The sequence below is a fragment of the Oceaniovalibus sp. ACAM 378 genome (assembly GCF_008085915.1).
In the GTDB taxonomy this organism is placed as follows: domain Bacteria; phylum Pseudomonadota; class Alphaproteobacteria; order Rhodobacterales; family Rhodobacteraceae; genus Oceaniglobus.
On record NZ_VSJK01000019.1, the window covers coordinates 1 to 17,185 of the forward strand.

A 17,185-nucleotide genomic window follows, 5' to 3' on the forward strand; every position below is an offset into this window, starting at 1 on the left:
GAAGGCGGATAGAAAAATCTGCATGAGGATGAGGACTCCGTGAACGCAATCCCCAATTCAGAATCCATCTCGCCCTCACAGGCAAGAGCGACCGTTCACGCCTTCAGTTCCAAACGCGATTCCCCTGCCTGAACAGGGGTGGATTGTTCTTTGTTCAGGACCGAATGGGGCGCGATTGCCGACCTTTCCGCGCTTGGAAATTTCGCTCGATGGTGTCGGCCTCTGTGATGGAGCGCGGACCGTTTGATCCGCTGGAGAACGACCGAATCACCAAGTTGGGGCGTATCCTCCGCAAGAGCCGTATTGATGAACTTCCGCAGATCATCAATGTGTTGCGTGGTGACATGAGCCTTATCGGCCCGCGTCCCGACGCGCTGTCTCATGCGTCGGTCTATCTGCTGGAGATCCCGGGCTATCGCGATCGCCATTCTGTTCGTCCGGGCATCAGCGGCTATGCTCAGGTGATGGTCGGATATGTGGATGGGCTGGACGGCATCAACCGAAAGGTCGCGGCAGATCACTACTACCTCCGGAACGCATCCATCAGGTTCGATTCGTGGATTGCCTGGCGTACCATCGCCGTTATTCTGATGAGAAAAGGCGCGTAAGTCCGTTTGCCGTGGGCTGAGTGAACAGAGCGCGAGTTCTTTCCAAGAATAGTAATGTTCATTTTCACGCAGAAGTCAGCCGCGCTCTCCATCAGGATGTGAGTCATCCAAAATGGATTTCTCACGGTTCATGCGTCGGGCAAGCGGTTTGGTGGCCTTATTTCTTTTTTTCTGACTGCTCCGACTGCGCTTGCCTTGATGCGAAAGCTGTCGTTTCCGGTTTCCAACATGGGAAATGGCTGCCTGAGGCTGTCATAGGGGCCGCAACGCACCGCGACAGGGCCAACAGGTTTGGGGAAAACTGTTCCCTTCAAGTATCGACTCGCGTAAATTTACCGTCCCCGTCCACCAGAATTATGGTGAGAGACGCGCATGTCAGCTAAGCCATGCGTTGACGTCGAATCAACCTATAGGTGTAAAATGCGTTTGATCTGGGCAGCTATGGGACCGATCCTCCTCGCTCTGCTGAGCGGTTGCGGTGGGCAAGGGGATGAGGCGCCCTTGCCGGAAGGTGCGGAGGTGACGACGCCTGCATTTGAAAGCTATACGACGAATGACAGTGGTTTCAGTCGTGTGCGTCGTGACAACTCGACCGACGCAGATGCCACTGTGATTGCGCAGTTCGAGGATGCAAACCCGAACGATCCAGCAGGGTATCGAAGCCTGATCGCCCTGTCGGATAAGGTCTATGCGGGGTCAATGACCATTGAGGTGCTTGCCGAGGTCGCGGGCACTGGGGGAACCGAAACGGTCACCCGCGTGCTGCGTCTGACCGCCGACCAGGCCCCGTTCCAGAATGAACAGAACGGCAAGCTGGTTTCGGCGACGGGCACCTATTACCTGCGCGGGCAGAACTTTGTCTGGGCCGCGATTGACGGTGAACCCATCCGCAGTGGCAGCGACAGCAACGGCCTTGTTGATCTGGTTCTGAATTTCGACACCCAGACCGCCGACATCAACCTGCGGACCGGCGTCACCGGCACATCCGAGGTCCGCACCGAGATTGCAGCCGACAAGTTGCCATTCAACATCCGGTCCGGCGCCTATGGTGGCGATATTACGGTGCAGGTCTGGGACCCCGACAGCAGCACAATCTTTGCAATCGACGGCAGCCTGCGCGGCAATATCGGCGGCACGCCTGCCTATGAAGATAGTCTGCATGGCATGACAACATCGGGCGTCTATACCGCAGAGGGCACCGTCGAGGGTACGGCCGTTATGGTCGATGGCGTCTTTGTTGGTGCTGATCCAAATGCGCTGCCCTAGCCTTTACGGCGCGTTGCTGTGCCTCATGCTGGGCTCTGCCGCCCAAGCTGACGCACTCGACCGTGCCCGAATTGCAAGCATCGCCGGGTCTGAACGCTTGCGGGTGTTTACCTATGGCAAGCTGCTGGAGACTGGCTCGGCCCCAAGGGCCGTGGTTGTGCAGGTGAAACGCAACATGGTCAGCCAAGGCTTTTACTTTGAGCCCGGCGCAAACCGTGTGATTGCCACCGAAGCCTGGGCTGCGCCAATCCTCAGCTATGACGGCAACATCAACGGCGGGGCGCTGCAGGACAGTTTTACCTTCAATGGCTTCGTCTTCGAGGCTGATCCCGCATTCCGCGCCAAATCAGGTGTCGTCATGGGGCTTGCCGCAGGGGCTGTTGCGCGGCTGGCATGGGCCAATGGGCGCTATGTCGAAGGACGGTTGCGCGGCGAGGCGGTCTGGTCGCCCGAACACAGCATCGGTCGCAGCAATGCCGAGCTTGCGTTGTGCAGCCGCAATCATGTGACCGGCTGGACCTTTCTTGATCTGTGCCAGACCGCCTCGGTGGTGGAGCGCGAACTTGGGTCAAACACGTCGCAGAAAACCGCGCTTGCGATGACGCAGTTGTTTCAGACAACAGCAGGATATCACGAGGTGAGCGCCGAAGTTGCTCAGGCGCAGTATGACACCGGGCATCAACCTTCGGTCACGCTGTCATGGGGTGCCGTTTGGAACCATGCTGCAACAAAGCTCTCGCTGACCAAAGCGGCACCGATCAACGGGGAAACCGCATTGAACAGCCGGATCGCTGCCGATGTGCAATGGCTGTGGGACGGGCGCCCGGTGGGGGTGGGGCTGTGGCATCAACGCGCCTCTGGCGGTGCCTTTCTCGGCACACCGCGCACTGACATGGCAACCGGGATCAGCTTTTCATATCAGCTGCGTCCTGGTCTGACGGCGCAACTCGGCTATATGACCAACCACTCGAGCGTCGATTTCTTTGACTATGCGCAGGCTTCGCTCAACGTGCGTTTCGACGCCCTGCGTTGGTAGCCCCTGCAGACTTCTCTGTGGTGCGTCGGCTGCGACGAAGCTATCGTTTCGTCAGCCTGTGCCCTTGAGCTTGGGGGCATAAATTGGCGGCGGGGTCAGAGCATGAATTCTAAGTCGACCGAGAATCCGGGACGCGAGGTCGTTATGACCCACGGGGTTCTCAGCAAAGACCCCGAAGATCTGTTCTATGGCAAAGGGTGGCGCGTCGGACGCGCGGTCCTGCGAGAGGCGTTCCTGAGGCTCCGGGGTGACGATGCGTTCGGATTGGCGGGCAACGTCGCCTTCCGTGCCTTGATGGCGATCTTTCCGTTTCTGATTTTCACAAGTGCGATGACGGCTTTCATCGGCGACCGGTCCATGGCCGATGATCTGATCGATTTCCTGATCGCCATCGTGCCGCCAGCTTTGATCGAACCGATCGTCTCGGAGGTCGAGCAGGTGATGAAGGTGCCGCGCGGCGATGTTCTCAGTATCGGGATCCTGCTGACGATCTGGTTCGCGGTCGGCGGCGTAGACGGCGTGCGTGTCGGATTGAACCGCGCCTATGGAATCCGTGAAACCCGGTCGCTGGTCATGATCTATGGCGTCCAGATCTTGATGGTCGTTCTTGCCAGTCTGGTTCTTGCGCTGGTCGGCTACCTTCTGGTCCTCGCGCCGCGGGCGGGATCGTGGCTACACACCCTCATACCGGGCTTTGATCCCGCATCGGTTACGGTCAGGTTGATCCGTTTTCCTGCCTCAGCGGCCCTGTTCGTGATCGCGCTTTTTGCGGCACATGTGTTGCTCCCGGCGCGTCGGACCAAGTTTTCCAACATTTGGCCGGGTGTCGTCTTTACCGCAGCCGCATGGACGCTTCTTGCCGTTGTCTTTTCGTTTTACGTGCGCAGTTTTGGCACCTACGCAAGCTATTACGCCGGCATGGCCGGGATCATCGCCGCCCTCTATTTCATGTATCTCTCGGCCCTTATCCTGATCTTCGGCGGAGAGCTTAACCGCGCGCTGCGGATCCGGCGCCTTGCCCGCGCGATGACAGACTGACGGGCTTTTGGCGTGACCGAAGGGCAGGGGCTTTTTGCGGGCATACAGCCGGAACAGCTTTCCATCGGCCCCGTAGGCTTGAACGCGCAGATAGAGTGCGTGAGCGATGCGGTGCTGAACCGCTGATTTCGGCGCGGCTGCGCAAAATTCGGTCACAATCGTTGCACGCGAACAGGTGATGCAACGTCCGGGCGTCACCGTGACCCCGACCCGAATAGCCTGCATATTTTCGATCAGCGTATGGGTCTGCGGTTGGAAATGGCGGGCCGCCGACAGTAGAACTGTTTCCTGTTGCGCAGGCCGGGAAACGAGTTTGCGGCGGGGGATACGTCCCCCCGCCGTTTCACCAATCAGCCGCGCCGGTCGCCGCGCTTGCCGTGATCTCCACGATCCCCACGGTCTCCACGATCGCCGCGCTTGCCGTCCCCGCGGTCGTGCCCGCCGCGATCGTCGGCGTCGATCTTGCCATCGTCGTTGCGGTCCATCCGCTCGACCACATTGCCAAACCGCTGATCCATCTCGGCCTGTGTCACAACGCCATCGCCGTCACTGTCGAGATTCTGGAATGCATCGACCATCCGGTCGCGGATCATTTCCAGATAGATCGTCTCGAACTCATCCAGCGAGATGTCGCCCTCGCCAGATGTGTCGGCACCGGTCACGAGGGTTGCGCGGAAGGTGTCGATCTCGGCTTGGGTCACCGCTCCGTCAGCGTCTGCGTCTACTTTTTGCATCATCGCGCCGAACATCCCCGGTCCGCCGCGTCCGCCCTTGTGGCCGTGTGACGCGCCGGGGGTCGCCGTGGCCGAAGTTTCGGTTGGCTCGGTTGTCGGCTCGGGTGCGGTCTGTGCCGTGGCGATGGTCAGGCCGGACAGAACCGTGCCGATGATCAGCGCGCCGACGGGGAGGAGTTTGGAGGTTTTCATGACTTGTCCTTCTCGGTGGAGGCCGAGGCGGGTATCGCCCCTGCAACAGTCACCTAAGGGGGATCGACGCGGGAGGTTTGTCAGCACGACCACCGCATTGTCGCCATCTGTCGCAACCTGCGGCCCTGATACAGTCTGCGACAAGTTCCCGTCCGATCCGGGCGCAAGAGCGCTGGTTTTCTGGGTCTGGCAAGGGCTATCAAGGTCGGGTCACTCAGCCGGGAGCCAGCCAATGACCGATCCGATTGCGCCGCAAATCCTGATCGTCGACGATGCCCGCGACATCCGCGAGCCGTTGGGCCAGTATCTGCGCAAGCAGGGGTTTCGCACGGCACTGGCTGCGAATGCCGCCGAGGCGCGGGTGATCGTCGCCAAGGCCGCGATTCATCTGGTGGTTCTCGACATCATGATGCCGGGCGAGGATGGGCTGAGCCTGTGCCGCTGGCTGGTGGCGCAGGGCGGTCCGCCGGTCTTGTTGCTGACGGCGATGGCGGATGAGACGGACCGCATCGTCGGGCTGGAACTTGGGGCTGACGATTACCTTGTCAAACCGTTCAACCCGCGCGAATTGCTGGCCCGGGTGCGTGCGATCCTGCGCCGTGCCCCGCCGGAAATCGCACCGCCACCCAGCGGACGCAGAACTTTCGCCGGCTGGACCCATGATCCTGATGGGATGAAGCTGAGCGGCGAGGGCGGATCGGTCGATCTGACCAGCGCTGAGAACCGGCTGCTTGGTATCTTTCTTGACCAGCCCCGCACGGTGCTCAGCCGCGCGACCCTGCTGGACCTGACCGCCGGGCGCGAGGCGAAGGTCTACGACCGTGCCATCGACAATCAGATCAGCCGCTTGCGCCGCAAGATCGAGACGGACGCCAAGGATCCGCGCATCCTTGTCACCGAATGGGGCGGGGGATACCGGCTGGCGGCAGACGTGGAATCGGCGCGATGATGCAGCGTGTTGCACGCCTGATGCCCGATGCGCTGGCCGGGCGTATCGTGTTGCTGCTGACCGTCGCAATCATTGCCGCGAATTTCATTGCGCTCGCCATTTTCAGCGTCCAGCAGAACCGCCACGATCAACAGGCGGGCGAACAGCGCGAGATCGAGCGGATCGTCGCCCTGATCCCGGCGATGGAGGCGGTCGCGCCGCCGATCCGCCGCGTCATCGCCCGCGACGCGTCGACCCGGTTTGCGAGGGTGACTGTCGGCGATGTGCCGCTGCTGCGCGAAACCGCGCCGGATCGACGGTCCCGGGGCATCGCGGCACGGCTGTCTGACGCCATCGGGCGCAAGGATGTTGCCGTCGCCATGGTGGATCGTCCGGGCACAACCGACCGGCATGAACGCGATCCCGGGCACAGTCAGGTGATCGCGCTGACGATTCCGCTGGCCGCGCCGGGTGTCCGGACACAATATCTGAACGTCATGACACGCGGCATCACTCCGCGCCCGGGCGGGGTGGAGCAGGGGGCGTTCCTGACGGTTCTTGCCCTGTCTCTGGTGCTTGTGCTGAGCGTCGCGATCCTCTTTGCACGGCGTCTGGCTAAACCGTTGGGCCGTTTGGCCGATGCGGCCCGGGCGGCCGGACGGGGCGACCGCAGCGCGCGGGTGCCGGAGGACGGTGCGCGGGAAATGCGCGAGGCGGCCCGCGCGTTCAACGCGATGCAGACCGAGATCGCACAGTTTGACGCCGAACGGATGCGCATGTTGGCCGCAGTCGGGCATGATCTGCGCACGCCGATGACCGGGCTGCGCATTCGCGCCGAATTGGTTGATGACGCGGAGCAGCGCGACGCGATGATCCGCACGCTGGACGAGATGGCGGTGATGGCAAACGGTCTGGTCAGCTATGGCAAGGAAGGGCAGGAGGGCGAAAAGATGGCGCCGCTCGACTTTGGCGAGTTGATCGAGCAGCTTTGCGCGGATCGCGATGCGGATTGTAACGTCGCGCCGGACATCCAGGTGCGTGGCCGCCGCGTGGGCCTTGGCCGGGCCGTTGGAAACCTGATCGACAACGCCCTGCGTTATGGCGGCGATGCTTTGGTCACCCTGTCGCGGGACGGGGAAAATGCGGTTCTGACGATAGATGACACCGGCCCCGGCATCCCGCCCGAACGTCTGGAGGCGATGTTTCAACCTTTCCGGCGTGGCGAGGAAAGCCGCAACACGGACACCGGCGGCGCTGGGCTGGGCCTGTCCATTGCCCGCATGATCATTATCGCCCATGGCGGACGGATCGCATTGGACAACCGGGCCAAAGGCGGGCTGCGTGCGACGGTGACGCTACCGCTTTTCAGAGATGTGTGAGATCGGATGACTTGGGGCGCGGCGCGCCGGACCCTGTATCGCACCTGATGGATTTCGCGCCGTCCTGACCCATCACATCGCCGCCGCTGGTGGCATCTCATGTTGCCGCCGCTTTCGTCGAGGTGTTTAGCATGCTTCATACCCCCGGTTAGGGGGCACATGCAGATGATCTGACGTCGCCGGTTGTGCCGCGTCAGCCGGTCTGGTGACCGGCGAATCTCAGCACCTGTTGCCGCCGGTCCAGACTCCGGCGATAGCCCGGTCGTCGCCCATCATGATCGTTGGGAAAACCTGTTCCCAGATGTCATCTGCCCGCGCCGCCCGTTGGGCGATGGCGGGGGTCGAGCCGAGGTCGAGCGCGATGATATCCGCCTCGCTTCCGACCTCCAGCGTGCCGATCCGGTCAACCATATGCATTGCGCGCGCCGACCCTTCGGTCGCAAGCCACAACAATTGGGCCGGATGCAGAGGGTTGCCGCGCAACTGTCCGATCTCATAGGCGGCGGCCATGGTCCGCAGCATGGAAAACGACGACCCGCCGCCGGTGTCCGTGGCAAGACCGACAGTCAGCCTTCGCGCCAGACCCATGTCGAACAACCCCGACCCGATAAAAGTGTTCGAAGTCGGACAATGCACCAGCCCCGCGCCCGCCTCGGCAATGCGGTCAATCTCGCGCGGTTCAAGGTGGATCGAATGGCCAAACACCGCCTTTGGTCCCAACAGATCAGCCTGTTCATAGGTATCAAGATAATCGCGCGCCTGCGGATGCAAATCGCGGACCCAGGCGATTTCGTCGATCTGTTCGCTCAGATGTGTCTGCATCAGGCAGTCCGGAAATTCTGTCCACAGCGCCCCCAGCGCATGCAATTGCGCGCGGCTTGACGTGGGGGTGAAACGCGGGGTGATGGCATATTCCAGCCGGTCAACCCCGTGCCAACGCTCCAGCAGCGCCTTGCTGTCGTCATAGGCGGATTGCGCGGTGTCCATCAGACCGTCGGGCGCATTCCGGTCCATGCAGGTCTTGCCGGTCACGGCGCGCAAGCCGCGTTTCTGTGCCTCGGCAAAGAATGCGTCGACCGATCCGGGGTGTGACGTGGCAAAGCTGCACACCGTCGTGGTGCCGTGCGAAAGCGTCAGGTCAAAATACCGCTCGGCAATCCGTGCGGCATGGGCCGGATCGCCGAATTCCATCTCGGCCGGGAAGGTATAGGTGTTCAGCCAGTCGATCAGCCGCTTGCCCCAACTGGCGATGATTTCCGTCTGGGGATAGTGCGCATGGGCATCGACAAAGCCGGGCAGCAGCAGCGCGGCACCCATGTCGGCAACACGTGCCTGCGGATGGGCGGCACGCAGGATTTCGGCCGGGCCGGTGGCGCGGATGATCCCGCCCTCGACCAGAATCGCACCCTGCCGTTCGTGGCGCACGGCATCCTGCGGCGCCTCGGAAAACGGATTGGCATGAAAGGTCAAAAGTTGACCGGTGATCAGGGTTTTATTTGTCATCCGTCGTGATTACGCCGGTTTCAGGCGCGGGTAAATCGCCCAAATACTCTGGTCTAGGCCCCGCCTGTGCCCTATGTCGTGACACAAAGCCGCAGGGATACGCAAATGAGCGATGAGGACGTCAACACCGAAGCTGTGGACGACGACGAAGACGCCTATGTGCTGACTCGCAGGGCGGTGACCGCTATCCTTGATGCGGTCGCGGCGGGGAATGCCACCCGCCTGACTGAACTGATGGAGCCGCTGCACCCCGCCGACATCGCCGACCTTCTGGAACAGGTCGACAGCGCCGATCGCCGTGCGCTGGTCACGCTGTATGGCAAGGAATTCGACGGCGAAATCCTGTCGGAACTTGACGAGGCGATCCGCGAGGATGTGATTTCGGCCCTCTCGCCGCAGGTGCTGTCGGATGCCGTGCGCGAAATGGAAAGCGACGATGTCGTTGACCTGCTCGAGGATCTGGAAAAGCCGCAACAGGACGCGATTTTGCAGGTGCTTGAAGCCGCCGACCGGTTGGCCGTCGAGCGCGCACTGGCGTTCCCGGAGTATTCCGCCGGTCGACTGATGCAGCGCGAGGTGGTGATGGCGCCTGAGCATTGGACCGTCGGCGAAGCGATCGATTTCATGCGCGACCACGACGATCTGCCGGACCAGTTTTATCATGTGGTCCTTGTCGATCCGCGCCTGCGTCCCATCGGCTATGTGACATTGGGCAAGCTGATGTCATCGCATCGCGCGGTGCGGCTGGCCGCGATCACCGAAGCCAGCTTTCGCACCTTCGAAGTGGACGAGGCCGAGGCCGATGTTGCCTATGCTTTCAACCAGTATCACCTGATTTCGGCCCCGGTGGTGGATGAAGATGGGCGTTTGGTCGGGATCATCACCATCGACGACGCGATGGCGGTTCTGGACGAAGAACACGAGGAAGACATCCTGCGACTGGCCGGTGTCGGCGATGAAAGCCTGTCGGACAGCACCTTCGAGATCGTTCGGCGGCGGTTTCCCTGGCTGCTGGTCAACCTGTGCACCGCCAATCTTGTTGCTGTCGTGATTTCGCAATTTGAGGAATCGTTGTCCGCCCTTGTCGCGCTGGCCGTCTTGATGCCGATCATCGCCTCGATGGGTGGCAACGCAGCCACGCAAACAATGACCGTCGCCGTGCGCGCTCTGGCCACCCGCGACCTGACGGCATCCAACGCCTTTCGGGTGATCCGCCGCGAGATTTTCGCCGGGATGCTGAACGGTCTGGCCTTCGCGCTGATCATGGGTGTGGTCGGTACACTCTGGTTCAACATGCCGATGCTGGGGGTTGTGTTGGGAGTCGCCATGGTCATCAACCTGATGGTGGCGGGGCTGGCCGGGGCGCTGGTGCCGCTGACACTGGAGAAAATTGGCGTCGATCCTGCGCTGGCCTCAGGCACATTTGTGACGACGACGACGGACGTTGTGGGGTTCTTTGCCTTCCTCGGGCTGGCAACAGTGGTTTTGCTGTGACCGGCACACTGGATAAATCTGCAGCACGCCGCGCGGGTTTTGCGCGCCGCAAGGTTGCGCATGATACGAGGGCCGTGGACACGGCGGCGCATCTTTCGGCACTGCTGGCCGGATATCGCGGCGTGCCAATCGCGGGTTTCCTGCCGATCCGCACCGAAATCGATCCGACGCCCGCGATGGCACAGGCGGTGGGACATGGGCCGGTCGGCGTTCCGGTTATCATGGGTGCGGACCAGCCGCTGCACTTTGCCTGCTGGACCCCGGAAACCGAGCTGATCGCGGGTGAATTTGGCGTGATGATCCCGGACCGACCGGTGTGGATGGTGCCCGAACTGGTGATTCTGCCGCTTTTGGCGTTTACCGGGCAGGGCGGGCGTCTGGGGTATGGCGGCGGGTTTTATGACCGGACGCTGGAACGGTTGCGCGCCAATGGGCCGATCCTTGCCATCGGCTTTGCCTTCGCGGCCCAACAAGATGATGCCCTGCCGCTGGAGCCGACCGATCAACGGCTTGACATGATCGTGACCGAGCGGGGTGTCGTTGATTTCCGAGCCTGAGGCAGACGGGTCCGTCCCGGTCGGAAATCTCCTGCCCAAAGATGCGCCGCTACAATTCGGTGTCCGGCTTCCTGGCGATGAGAGCTTGCACCTGCGCCGCACCCCGCCTAACCAACCGGCATGAGAATTCTATTTCTGGGCGATGTGATGGGCCGTGCGGGACGCGCGGCGGTGACCGGACGGCTGGCAAAGCTTCGGGCGGACTGGCGGCTGGATTTTGTCGTGGTCAACGGTGAAAACGCGACAAACGGCGCGGGACTGTCGGCAGAGCACGCCAAGGCGCTGCTGGAGGCCGGTGCCGATGTGGTCACTCTGGGCGATCATGCGTTCGACCAGAAGGACATGTTGCAGTTCGCCGAAACCGAGCCGCGTATCATCCGGCCCCTGAACTTTTCAAAATCCGCGCCGGGACGTGGCGCGCGGGTCTTTGCAGCACCCGGCGGGCGCAAGGTGCTGGTGGCGCAGGTGCTTGGTCAGGTGTTCATGAAGCGCCCCTTCGACGATCCGTTCAGTGCCATCGAACCGGTGCTGAAGGCCGCACCACTGGGCGCACAGGTGAACGCCGCGCTGGTCGACATCCATTGCGAGGCAACGTCGGAAAAGATGGCCATGGGCCACTGGTGCGACGGCAAGGCCAGCATCGTTGTCGGCACCCACACCCATGTGCCCACGGCGGATGCGATGATCCTGCCGCGCGGCACCGCCTATCAAAGCGATGCCGGGATGTGCGGAGATTACGATTCGGTCATCGGCATGGACAAGGCCGAGCCGATGAACCGTTTTATCACCGGCATGCCCCGCGCGCGTTTCACCCCTGCGGCGGGCGAGGCGACTCTGGCCGGATTGTATGTCGAGACCGACGACGCCACGGGCAAGGCGCTGCGGGTCGTGGCGGTCCGCGAGGGCGGGCGGTTGCAGAGCTCCACTCCCTGAACCAGCGAGGGCGCCTGCGCAGAGCGCGGATGCCTCCGGCGGGAGTATTTTTTCAAAGAAGAAGCCGGGGCGGTTCTGTTATGTGGCAGACCGGCTGGTGCGCGATGCGGACATAACACTTGTGGCCGCGCGTCGGTGCTTTTAATGTCAACCTCCGGACCCGGCAGGTGCCAGGCAGGAGAATTTCGCCCAATGGAACTGTTCGACTTCGGGCCGACCACACAGGCAGTGCTGGTGTTCACCATCATTCTGGGCATGTTGGTGCTGTTTGCCAGTGAATTGTACCCGACCGAAGTGGTGGCGATTTCAGGCGCTTCGCTGATGTTTGTTCTGGGGCTGTTGCCCTATGAGGATGCGATTGCGGTGTTCTCGAACTCGGCACCCTGGACCATTGCCGCGATGTTTCTGGTGATGGGCGGGCTGGTGCGGACCGGTGCCTTGCAATGGCTGACTGAACAGGCCGACCGCACGGCGGCCAGCCATCCGGTGCGCACCGTGGTGATCAGCCTGATCGTGGTCGCCATCGGGTCGGCCTTCATGAATAACACGCCGGTTGTGGTGGTGATGATTCCGGTTTTCGTCCAGCTGGCGAAACGGATGGGGGTGTCGCCGTCGAAACTGCTGATCCCGCTGAGCTATGCCGCGATTCTGGGCGGCACGATCACGCTGATCGGCACTTCCACCAACCTTTTGGTCGATGGGGTTGCGCGCACCCAGGGGATGAAGCCTTTTTCGATCTTCGAGATTGCGCCGCTGGGGCTGTTGCAGGTCGCCATCGGGGGGGCCTATCTGGCGCTGATCGGGCGGCGTCTGTTGCCGGATCGTCAGACCATGGGCGGCATGCTGAGCGACCGGCGCAAGATGAAGTATTTCACCGAGGTCGCTTTGCCGGGCAACAGTGATCTGATTGGCGAGAACCCTTTGGAAGTCGCGCTGTTCAAGCCGGAAGGCGTACGGGTTATCGACGTGTTGCGCGGCGATGCGTCCCTGCGCCGTGATTTGGCGAGTGTCGTTCTGGCGGCGGGTGACCGGGTGGTCTTGCGCACCGAAATGGCCGAGCTGCTGGGCCTTCAGAAAGACCCGAACCTGCGCCCCGTCGACCAGTTGTCGTCGGTCGAGACCGAGACTGTCGAAGTGCTGATCACCCCCGGGGCGCGGATGGTCGGGCGCAGTCTGGGCGCGATGCGGCTGCGCCGACGGTATGGTGTCTATCCGCTGGCGGTGCATCGGCGAAACCAGAACATCGGCCGCAAGCTGGACGATGTGGTCGTGCGGGTCGGCGACACGCTGTTGTTGGAAGGTGCGCCCGCAGATATCCAGCGGCTGGCCTCGGACATGGATCTGGTGAATATTACCCGTCCTGCGGCACAGGCGTTCCGACGGTCCAAGGCACCGATTGCCATCGGCTCGCTGGGGGCCGTGGTGATTCTGGCGGCCTTCAACGTCGCGCCGATCTTTGCCTTGGCCGTGCTTGCGGTGACGGTGATCCTGCTGTCGCGCTGCATTGATGCGGATGAGGCGTTTTCGTTTATCGAGGGTCGGCTTCTGGCGCTGATCTTTGCCATGCTGGCCGTTGGTGCCGCGATGCAGGCGTCGGGGGCGGTGGCGTTGTTGGTTGGCGCAATCGAACCCTTTCTTGCCACCCTGCCGCCCGTGGTGGTGATACTGTGCGTTTACTTGCTGGCCTCCACTCTGACCGAACTGGTATCGAACAACGCGGTTGCGGTGATCTTTACCCCCATCGCGATTGAGTTGGGCCATGCTCTTGGACTGGATCCACGCGGGTTGGTCGTGGCGGTGATGTTCGCGGCGTCGGCTGCGTTTTCCACGCCGATCGGGTATCAGACAAATATGCTGGTCTATGGGCCGGGGGGGTATAAATTCACCGACTATCTGAAGGTCGGTATTCCGTTGAACATCATTCTGGGACTCAGCGCATGTCTTTTTATCCCGCTTATCTGGCCGTTGTAATCCTGGCACTGGCTGGGTGTGCTGCGGCTCCTGCCATCGCACCCGTACCGGCGCCGGTGGCGCAGCCGCGTCAGGCGATCCTGTACCGCGATACGGTCACGGTGCAGTTCAGTGACGGTGCCCTGTGCGTCGCACCGCGCCCGGGTCGCGCGGCGCAATGGTCGGGCACACTGGCGGGCTGCGCTCATCCCTTGCCGTTTTCTGTCGCACTGCCTCCGGGACGACCTGCGCCGCGCCGGGTGCTGGTGCAGTTGGGCGATGGCGGCACCGCGGTGCTTACGTTGCAGGCCGCGCGGTACGGGCTGGCGCCGGGGGTCTGACGAACGGGTTCACGGTGACCGCTTGTGTGCCGCCATCCCAGAGGCTAGAAAACGCGCATCACATCAGGATCGGAGAGACGGAGCCATGGCAGGCCATTCCAAATGGGCAAACATCCAGCATCGCAAAGGCAGGCAGGACGCCGCCCGCGCCAAGGTGTTTTCCAAGCTGTCCAAGGAAATCACCGTTGCCGCAAAGATGGGCGACCCCGATCCCGACAAGAACCCGCGTCTGCGCCTTGCGGTGAAAGAGGCAAAATCGATCAGCGTACCAAAAGACGTGATCCAGCGCGCCATCGCCAAGGCAACGGGCGGCGAAGCGGAAAACTATGACGAAATCCGCTATGAAGGATACGGGCCGAACGGCATCGCCCTGATCGTCGAGGCGATGACCGACAACCGCAACCGGACCGCATCCAACGTCCGCTCGACCTTTGCCAAGAACGGCGGCAATCTGGGCGAAACCGGCAGCGTGTCGTTCATGTTCGATCGCAAGGGGGAAATCATGTATCCCGCCGCCGCCGGATCGGAAGACGACATCATGATGGCCGCAATCGAGGCCGGTGCCGAAGATGTTGAATCCGATGAGGACGGCCATTGGATCTTTTGCGCCGATACCGACCTGAACGATGTATCGACGGCGCTGGAAACTGCGCTGGGCGAATCCCAAACGACTAAACTGGTCTGGAAGCCGCAAACCCGCACGGAACTGGGGCTTGAGGACGCGCAGAAATTGATGCGCCTGATCGACGCGTTGGAAGATGACGAAGACGTGCAGACGGTCACGGCCAATTTCGACATGTCCGACGAGGTGGCGGCGGCTCTTGACGCCTGAGGACATTGCCGCGCTGTTCACCCGGTCAACGGGTGAATTTGCCTTTGCCCGTTGGGGGCGCCCGATCGCCCCCGTGGCGTTTGGCGTCGACGATACCACTCTGGTCACCCTCAAGGACGCGTTACAGGCGGTGTCGGCGCTGAGCGGGCAGGATCTGGCCGAGCTCGATCCCGAACTTGGCGTCAACCAGATGTGGTTTTTCCTGCGTGACTGGTCAGAACTGGCCGAGGTGCGCGATCTTGACCGGATGATTCCCGATCTGGCTCCGTTGATCGAACGGTTGCAGGAGGCCGGTGCCAACCAATACCGGATCTTCCGCTTTGATGAGAACGGGGCGATCCGGGCAGCGTTTGTCTTTCTGCGGATGGACGGCGAACTGTCGGCACTGCCCGCAGAGGTCCTGTGCCTGTCGCAGGCGGTTCAGACAATTCTGCTGTGGTCGGATCGCGCTTTTGCCGACAGATCGCCGCTGGCCCTGGCGGGTGGCGTCACCATTCTGCGGCCCGAGGTCGGTGCGTTGATCCGCGCCGCCCATGACCCGGTGCTGCCCGCGTACTCCAACGATCCGACACATGCGCTTCGGCTTTACGCCCGGATGAACCGGGCGCAGTGATGTTCAGTCGCGGGTGCCCGCGAATTGCGCCTGCCATTCGTCACGCTCGTCATCGGTGATCTTTCTGAACGCGACTTCGGGCACCGTGAAGACGTGACCGGCGGGCAGGGCGGCAAGCGCGGCGGGCACGTCGTCAGGCCAGCTGTCATCCTCCGTATGCATCGCAGTCAGCATTTCGGCAGCCGCATCGGGCAGGAAGGGGCGTGACAGGACGGCATAGATCCGCACAAGGTTCAGCGACAGGCGGGTGATGGCGGCGGCGCGATCGGGATCGGTCTTGAACGCCGTCCAGGGTGCAGAGGATTGCAGGTATTCGTTGCCAAGCGACCAGATCGCGCGCAATTCGGCGGCGGATTTGCGGACCTCCATCGCCTCCATATGTGCCTCATAGGCGCGGATGCGGGCGGTCAGCGCCTCGGTCAGCGCCTGTTCTTCGGGACCAAAAGTGCCGCCGTCAGGCACAGATTCGCCGAATTTCGAGCGGCAGAATTTGGTGATTCGTGACACGAAGTTGCCCAGCACATCGGCCAGATCCTTGTTCGCACTGACCTGAAAATTTTCCCAGGTGAATTCACTGTCCGAGGTTTCGGGCGCATGGGACAGCAGCCACCAGCGCCAGTAATCGGCGGGCAGGATCGATAGGGCCTGATCCATGAAGATGCCGCGGCCCTGAGACGTTGAAAACTGTCCGCCATCATAATTCAGGTAATTGAACGCCTTGATGTAATCGACCAGCTTCCAGGCTTCACCCTCTATCCTGTTGGCACCCATGATTGTTGTGGGAAAAGACAGGGTGTGAAACGGCACGTTGTCCTTGCCCATGAATTGCACATATCGGACATCATCCGCGCCCCGGTCAGTGCGCCACCAGCGTTCCCAGGCGGCATCGTCCTGCCCGGTTTCTTCGGCCCATTCGGCGGCGCAGGCGATATATTCGATAGGGGCGTCGAACCAGACATAGAACACTTTTCCCTCCATCCCCGGCCAGGGCTGATCGCCCTTGCGCACGGGAACGCCCCAATCCAGATCGCGGGTGATGCCCCGATCCTGCAAGCCCTCACCGTCGTTCAGCCATTTCTTGGCGATCGAGGTGGTCAGGATCGGCCAATCGGTCTTGGACTCGATCCACTCGGTCAAAGCGCCGCGCATCTGCGACTGTTTCAGGTAAAGATGTCTTGTCTCGCGCACTTCAAGGTCGGTCGATCCGGAAATCGCGCTGCGCGGCTCAATCAGATCGATCGGATCCAGTTGTTTGGTGCAGTTTTCACACTGGTCGCCCCGCGCCTTGTCATAACCGCAGTTGGGGCAGGTGCCTTCGATATAGCGATCCGGCAGAAACCGACCATCGGTGATGGAATAGACCTGCTTTTCCGACACTTCACCGATCAGCCCGGCCTCATCCAGCTTGCCCGCGAAATGTTGGGTCAATTTGCGGTTCTGCGGCGATGACGAACGTCCGAACTTGTCAAAAGACAGGCGGAACCCGGCGGCGATTTCGGACTGAACAGCGTGCATTTTGGCGCAGAACTCAGCCACGGGTTCGCCCGCCTTGGCGGCGGCCAATTCCGCGGGTGTGCCGTGTTCGTCGGTGGCGCAGAGGAACAGCACCTCATGGCCGCGCTGGCGCATGTAGCGGGCATAGAGATCGGCGGGAAGCTGGCTGCCCACCAGATTTCCCAAGTGCTTGATTCCGTTGATATAGGGAATCGCCGAAGTGATCAGGATGCGTGCCATGTCTTGCGCCTTTGCCGTTTGCCGGGTGGTGTTAGCGCAGCGCGTGG

At 61.9% G+C, this 17,185-nt stretch carries 16 protein-coding genes; 13 read left to right on the forward strand and 3 right to left on the reverse strand.

Annotated features, from left to right (window positions below):
* Positions 1-143 precede the first annotated feature (143 nt).
* The 4 genes from FQ320_RS20380 to FQ320_RS20395 all read left to right on the forward strand — a co-directional run bounded on the left by FQ320_RS20380 (position 144) and on the right by FQ320_RS20395 (position 3,948).
* A complete protein-coding gene (locus FQ320_RS20380; RefSeq protein ID WP_255509640.1) occupies positions 144-608 on the forward strand; it encodes a sugar transferase in 465 nt (154 codons plus the stop codon).
* Between the two features lie 519 nt (positions 609-1,127).
* On the forward strand, positions 1,128-1,874 hold the full coding sequence (locus tag FQ320_RS20385) for a viral aspartic protease (RefSeq protein ID WP_148475173.1): 747 nt from the start codon (positions 1,128-1,130) through the stop codon (positions 1,872-1,874).
* Positions 1,861-2,910 carry a hypothetical protein gene (locus FQ320_RS20390; RefSeq protein ID WP_148475174.1) on the forward strand — a complete coding sequence of 350 codons (1,050 nt, stop codon included), beginning with the start codon at positions 1,861-1,863 and terminating at the stop codon, positions 2,908-2,910. Before FQ320_RS20385 ends, FQ320_RS20390 begins: the two co-directional genes overlap by 14 nt.
* A gap of 102 nt (positions 2,911-3,012) precedes the next feature.
* Entirely contained in the window at positions 3,013-3,948 is a 936-nt protein-coding gene (locus FQ320_RS20395; RefSeq protein WP_148475175.1) for a YihY/virulence factor BrkB family protein, read from the forward strand.
* A gap of 350 nt (positions 3,949-4,298) precedes the next feature.
* Here the strand turns inward: FQ320_RS20395 and FQ320_RS20400 are convergent, their stop codons facing one another.
* On the reverse strand, positions 4,299-4,874 hold the full coding sequence (locus tag FQ320_RS20400; protein WP_148475176.1) for an EF-hand domain-containing protein: 576 nt from the start codon (positions 4,872-4,874) through the stop codon (positions 4,299-4,301).
* 232 nt (positions 4,875-5,106) lie between these two features.
* On the opposite strand from FQ320_RS20400, the gene FQ320_RS20405 reads away from it, so the two are divergent.
* Together FQ320_RS20405 and FQ320_RS20410 are read left to right on the forward strand one after the other, a co-directional pair.
* Complete coding sequence (locus FQ320_RS20405) at positions 5,107-5,823, forward strand: response regulator (RefSeq protein WP_148475177.1); 717 nt, start codon at positions 5,107-5,109, stop codon at positions 5,821-5,823.
* Complete coding sequence (locus tag FQ320_RS20410) at positions 5,820-7,181, forward strand: ATP-binding protein (RefSeq protein WP_187394005.1); 1,362 nt, start codon at positions 5,820-5,822, stop codon at positions 7,179-7,181. Before FQ320_RS20405 ends, FQ320_RS20410 begins: the two co-directional genes overlap by 4 nt.
* A gap of 219 nt (positions 7,182-7,400) precedes the next feature.
* Here the strand turns inward: FQ320_RS20410 and guaD are convergent, their stop codons facing one another.
* On the reverse strand, positions 7,401-8,684 hold the full coding sequence (gene guaD / locus FQ320_RS20415; protein ID WP_148475179.1) for a guanine deaminase: 1,284 nt from the start codon (positions 8,682-8,684) through the stop codon (positions 7,401-7,403).
* Between the two features lie 105 nt (positions 8,685-8,789).
* On the opposite strand from guaD, the gene mgtE reads away from it, so the two are divergent.
* The 7 genes from mgtE (at position 8,790) to FQ320_RS20450 (ending at position 15,404) form a co-directional block, all read left to right on the forward strand.
* Positions 8,790-10,178, forward strand: coding sequence for a magnesium transporter (gene mgtE, locus FQ320_RS20420; RefSeq protein WP_148475180.1), 1,389 nt, complete (start codon positions 8,790-8,792; stop codon positions 10,176-10,178).
* The gene (locus FQ320_RS20425) at positions 10,175-10,735 is read left to right on the forward strand and encodes a 5-formyltetrahydrofolate cyclo-ligase (RefSeq protein ID WP_148475181.1); all 561 of its coding nucleotides are present in this window, start codon (positions 10,175-10,177) and stop codon (positions 10,733-10,735) included. Before mgtE ends, FQ320_RS20425 begins: the two co-directional genes overlap by 4 nt.
* A 120-nt stretch (positions 10,736-10,855) precedes the next feature.
* On the forward strand, positions 10,856-11,668 hold the full coding sequence (locus FQ320_RS20430) for a TIGR00282 family metallophosphoesterase (RefSeq protein ID WP_148475182.1): 813 nt from the start codon (positions 10,856-10,858) through the stop codon (positions 11,666-11,668).
* A gap of 192 nt (positions 11,669-11,860) precedes the next feature.
* Complete coding sequence (locus FQ320_RS20435) at positions 11,861-13,639, forward strand: SLC13 family permease (RefSeq protein WP_148475183.1); 1,779 nt, start codon at positions 11,861-11,863, stop codon at positions 13,637-13,639.
* Positions 13,606-13,959, forward strand: a complete 354-nt coding sequence (locus FQ320_RS20440; protein ID WP_148475184.1) for a hypothetical protein — start codon at positions 13,606-13,608, stop codon at positions 13,957-13,959. The genes FQ320_RS20435 and FQ320_RS20440 overlap by 34 nt, the downstream gene beginning before the upstream one ends.
* A gap of 85 nt (positions 13,960-14,044) precedes the next feature.
* Positions 14,045-14,791 (forward strand): YebC/PmpR family DNA-binding transcriptional regulator, encoded by a 747-nt coding sequence (locus tag FQ320_RS20445; protein ID WP_148475185.1) that lies wholly within the window; start codon positions 14,045-14,047, stop codon positions 14,789-14,791.
* Positions 14,781-15,404 (forward strand): hypothetical protein, encoded by a 624-nt coding sequence (locus tag FQ320_RS20450; RefSeq protein ID WP_148475186.1) that lies wholly within the window; start codon positions 14,781-14,783, stop codon positions 15,402-15,404. The genes FQ320_RS20445 and FQ320_RS20450 overlap by 11 nt, the downstream gene beginning before the upstream one ends.
* Positions 15,405-15,407: 3 nt before the next feature.
* On the opposite strand, the gene metG is transcribed toward FQ320_RS20450, so the two are convergent.
* Positions 15,408-17,138: a methionine--tRNA ligase gene (gene metG / locus FQ320_RS20455; RefSeq protein ID WP_148475187.1), complete on the reverse strand. Its 1,731-nt coding sequence runs from the start codon at positions 17,136-17,138 to the stop codon at positions 15,408-15,410.
* Between the last annotated feature and the right edge of the window lie 47 nt (positions 17,139-17,185).

What these genes read in the sequence shown, in the direction of transcription:
- FQ320_RS20390 (WP_148475174.1), top strand. Translation starts at nt 1,861, where the DNA reads ATGCGCTGCCCTAGCCTTTACGGCGCGTTGCTGTGCCTCATGCTGGGC.
- FQ320_RS20395 (WP_148475175.1), top strand. Translation starts at nt 3,013, where the DNA reads ATGAATTCTAAGTCGACCGAGAATCCGGGACGCGAGGTCGTTATGACC.
- FQ320_RS20400 (WP_148475176.1), bottom strand. Translation starts at nt 4,874, where the DNA reads ATGAAAACCTCCAAACTCCTCCCCGTCGGCGCGCTGATCATCGGCACG.
- FQ320_RS20405 (WP_148475177.1), top strand. Translation starts at nt 5,107, where the DNA reads ATGACCGATCCGATTGCGCCGCAAATCCTGATCGTCGACGATGCCCGC.
- FQ320_RS20410 (WP_187394005.1), top strand. Translation starts at nt 5,820, where the DNA reads ATGATGCAGCGTGTTGCACGCCTGATGCCCGATGCGCTGGCCGGGCGT.
- guaD (WP_148475179.1), bottom strand. Translation starts at nt 8,684, where the DNA reads ATGACAAATAAAACCCTGATCACCGGTCAACTTTTGACCTTTCATGCC.
- mgtE (WP_148475180.1), top strand. Translation starts at nt 8,790, where the DNA reads ATGAGCGATGAGGACGTCAACACCGAAGCTGTGGACGACGACGAAGAC.
- FQ320_RS20430 (WP_148475182.1), top strand. Translation starts at nt 10,856, where the DNA reads ATGAGAATTCTATTTCTGGGCGATGTGATGGGCCGTGCGGGACGCGCG.
- FQ320_RS20435 (WP_148475183.1), top strand. Translation starts at nt 11,861, where the DNA reads ATGGAACTGTTCGACTTCGGGCCGACCACACAGGCAGTGCTGGTGTTC.
- FQ320_RS20440 (WP_148475184.1), top strand. Translation starts at nt 13,606, where the DNA reads ATGTCTTTTTATCCCGCTTATCTGGCCGTTGTAATCCTGGCACTGGCT.
- FQ320_RS20445 (WP_148475185.1), top strand. Translation starts at nt 14,045, where the DNA reads ATGGCAGGCCATTCCAAATGGGCAAACATCCAGCATCGCAAAGGCAGG.
- metG (WP_148475187.1), bottom strand. Translation starts at nt 17,138, where the DNA reads ATGGCACGCATCCTGATCACTTCGGCGATTCCCTATATCAACGGAATC.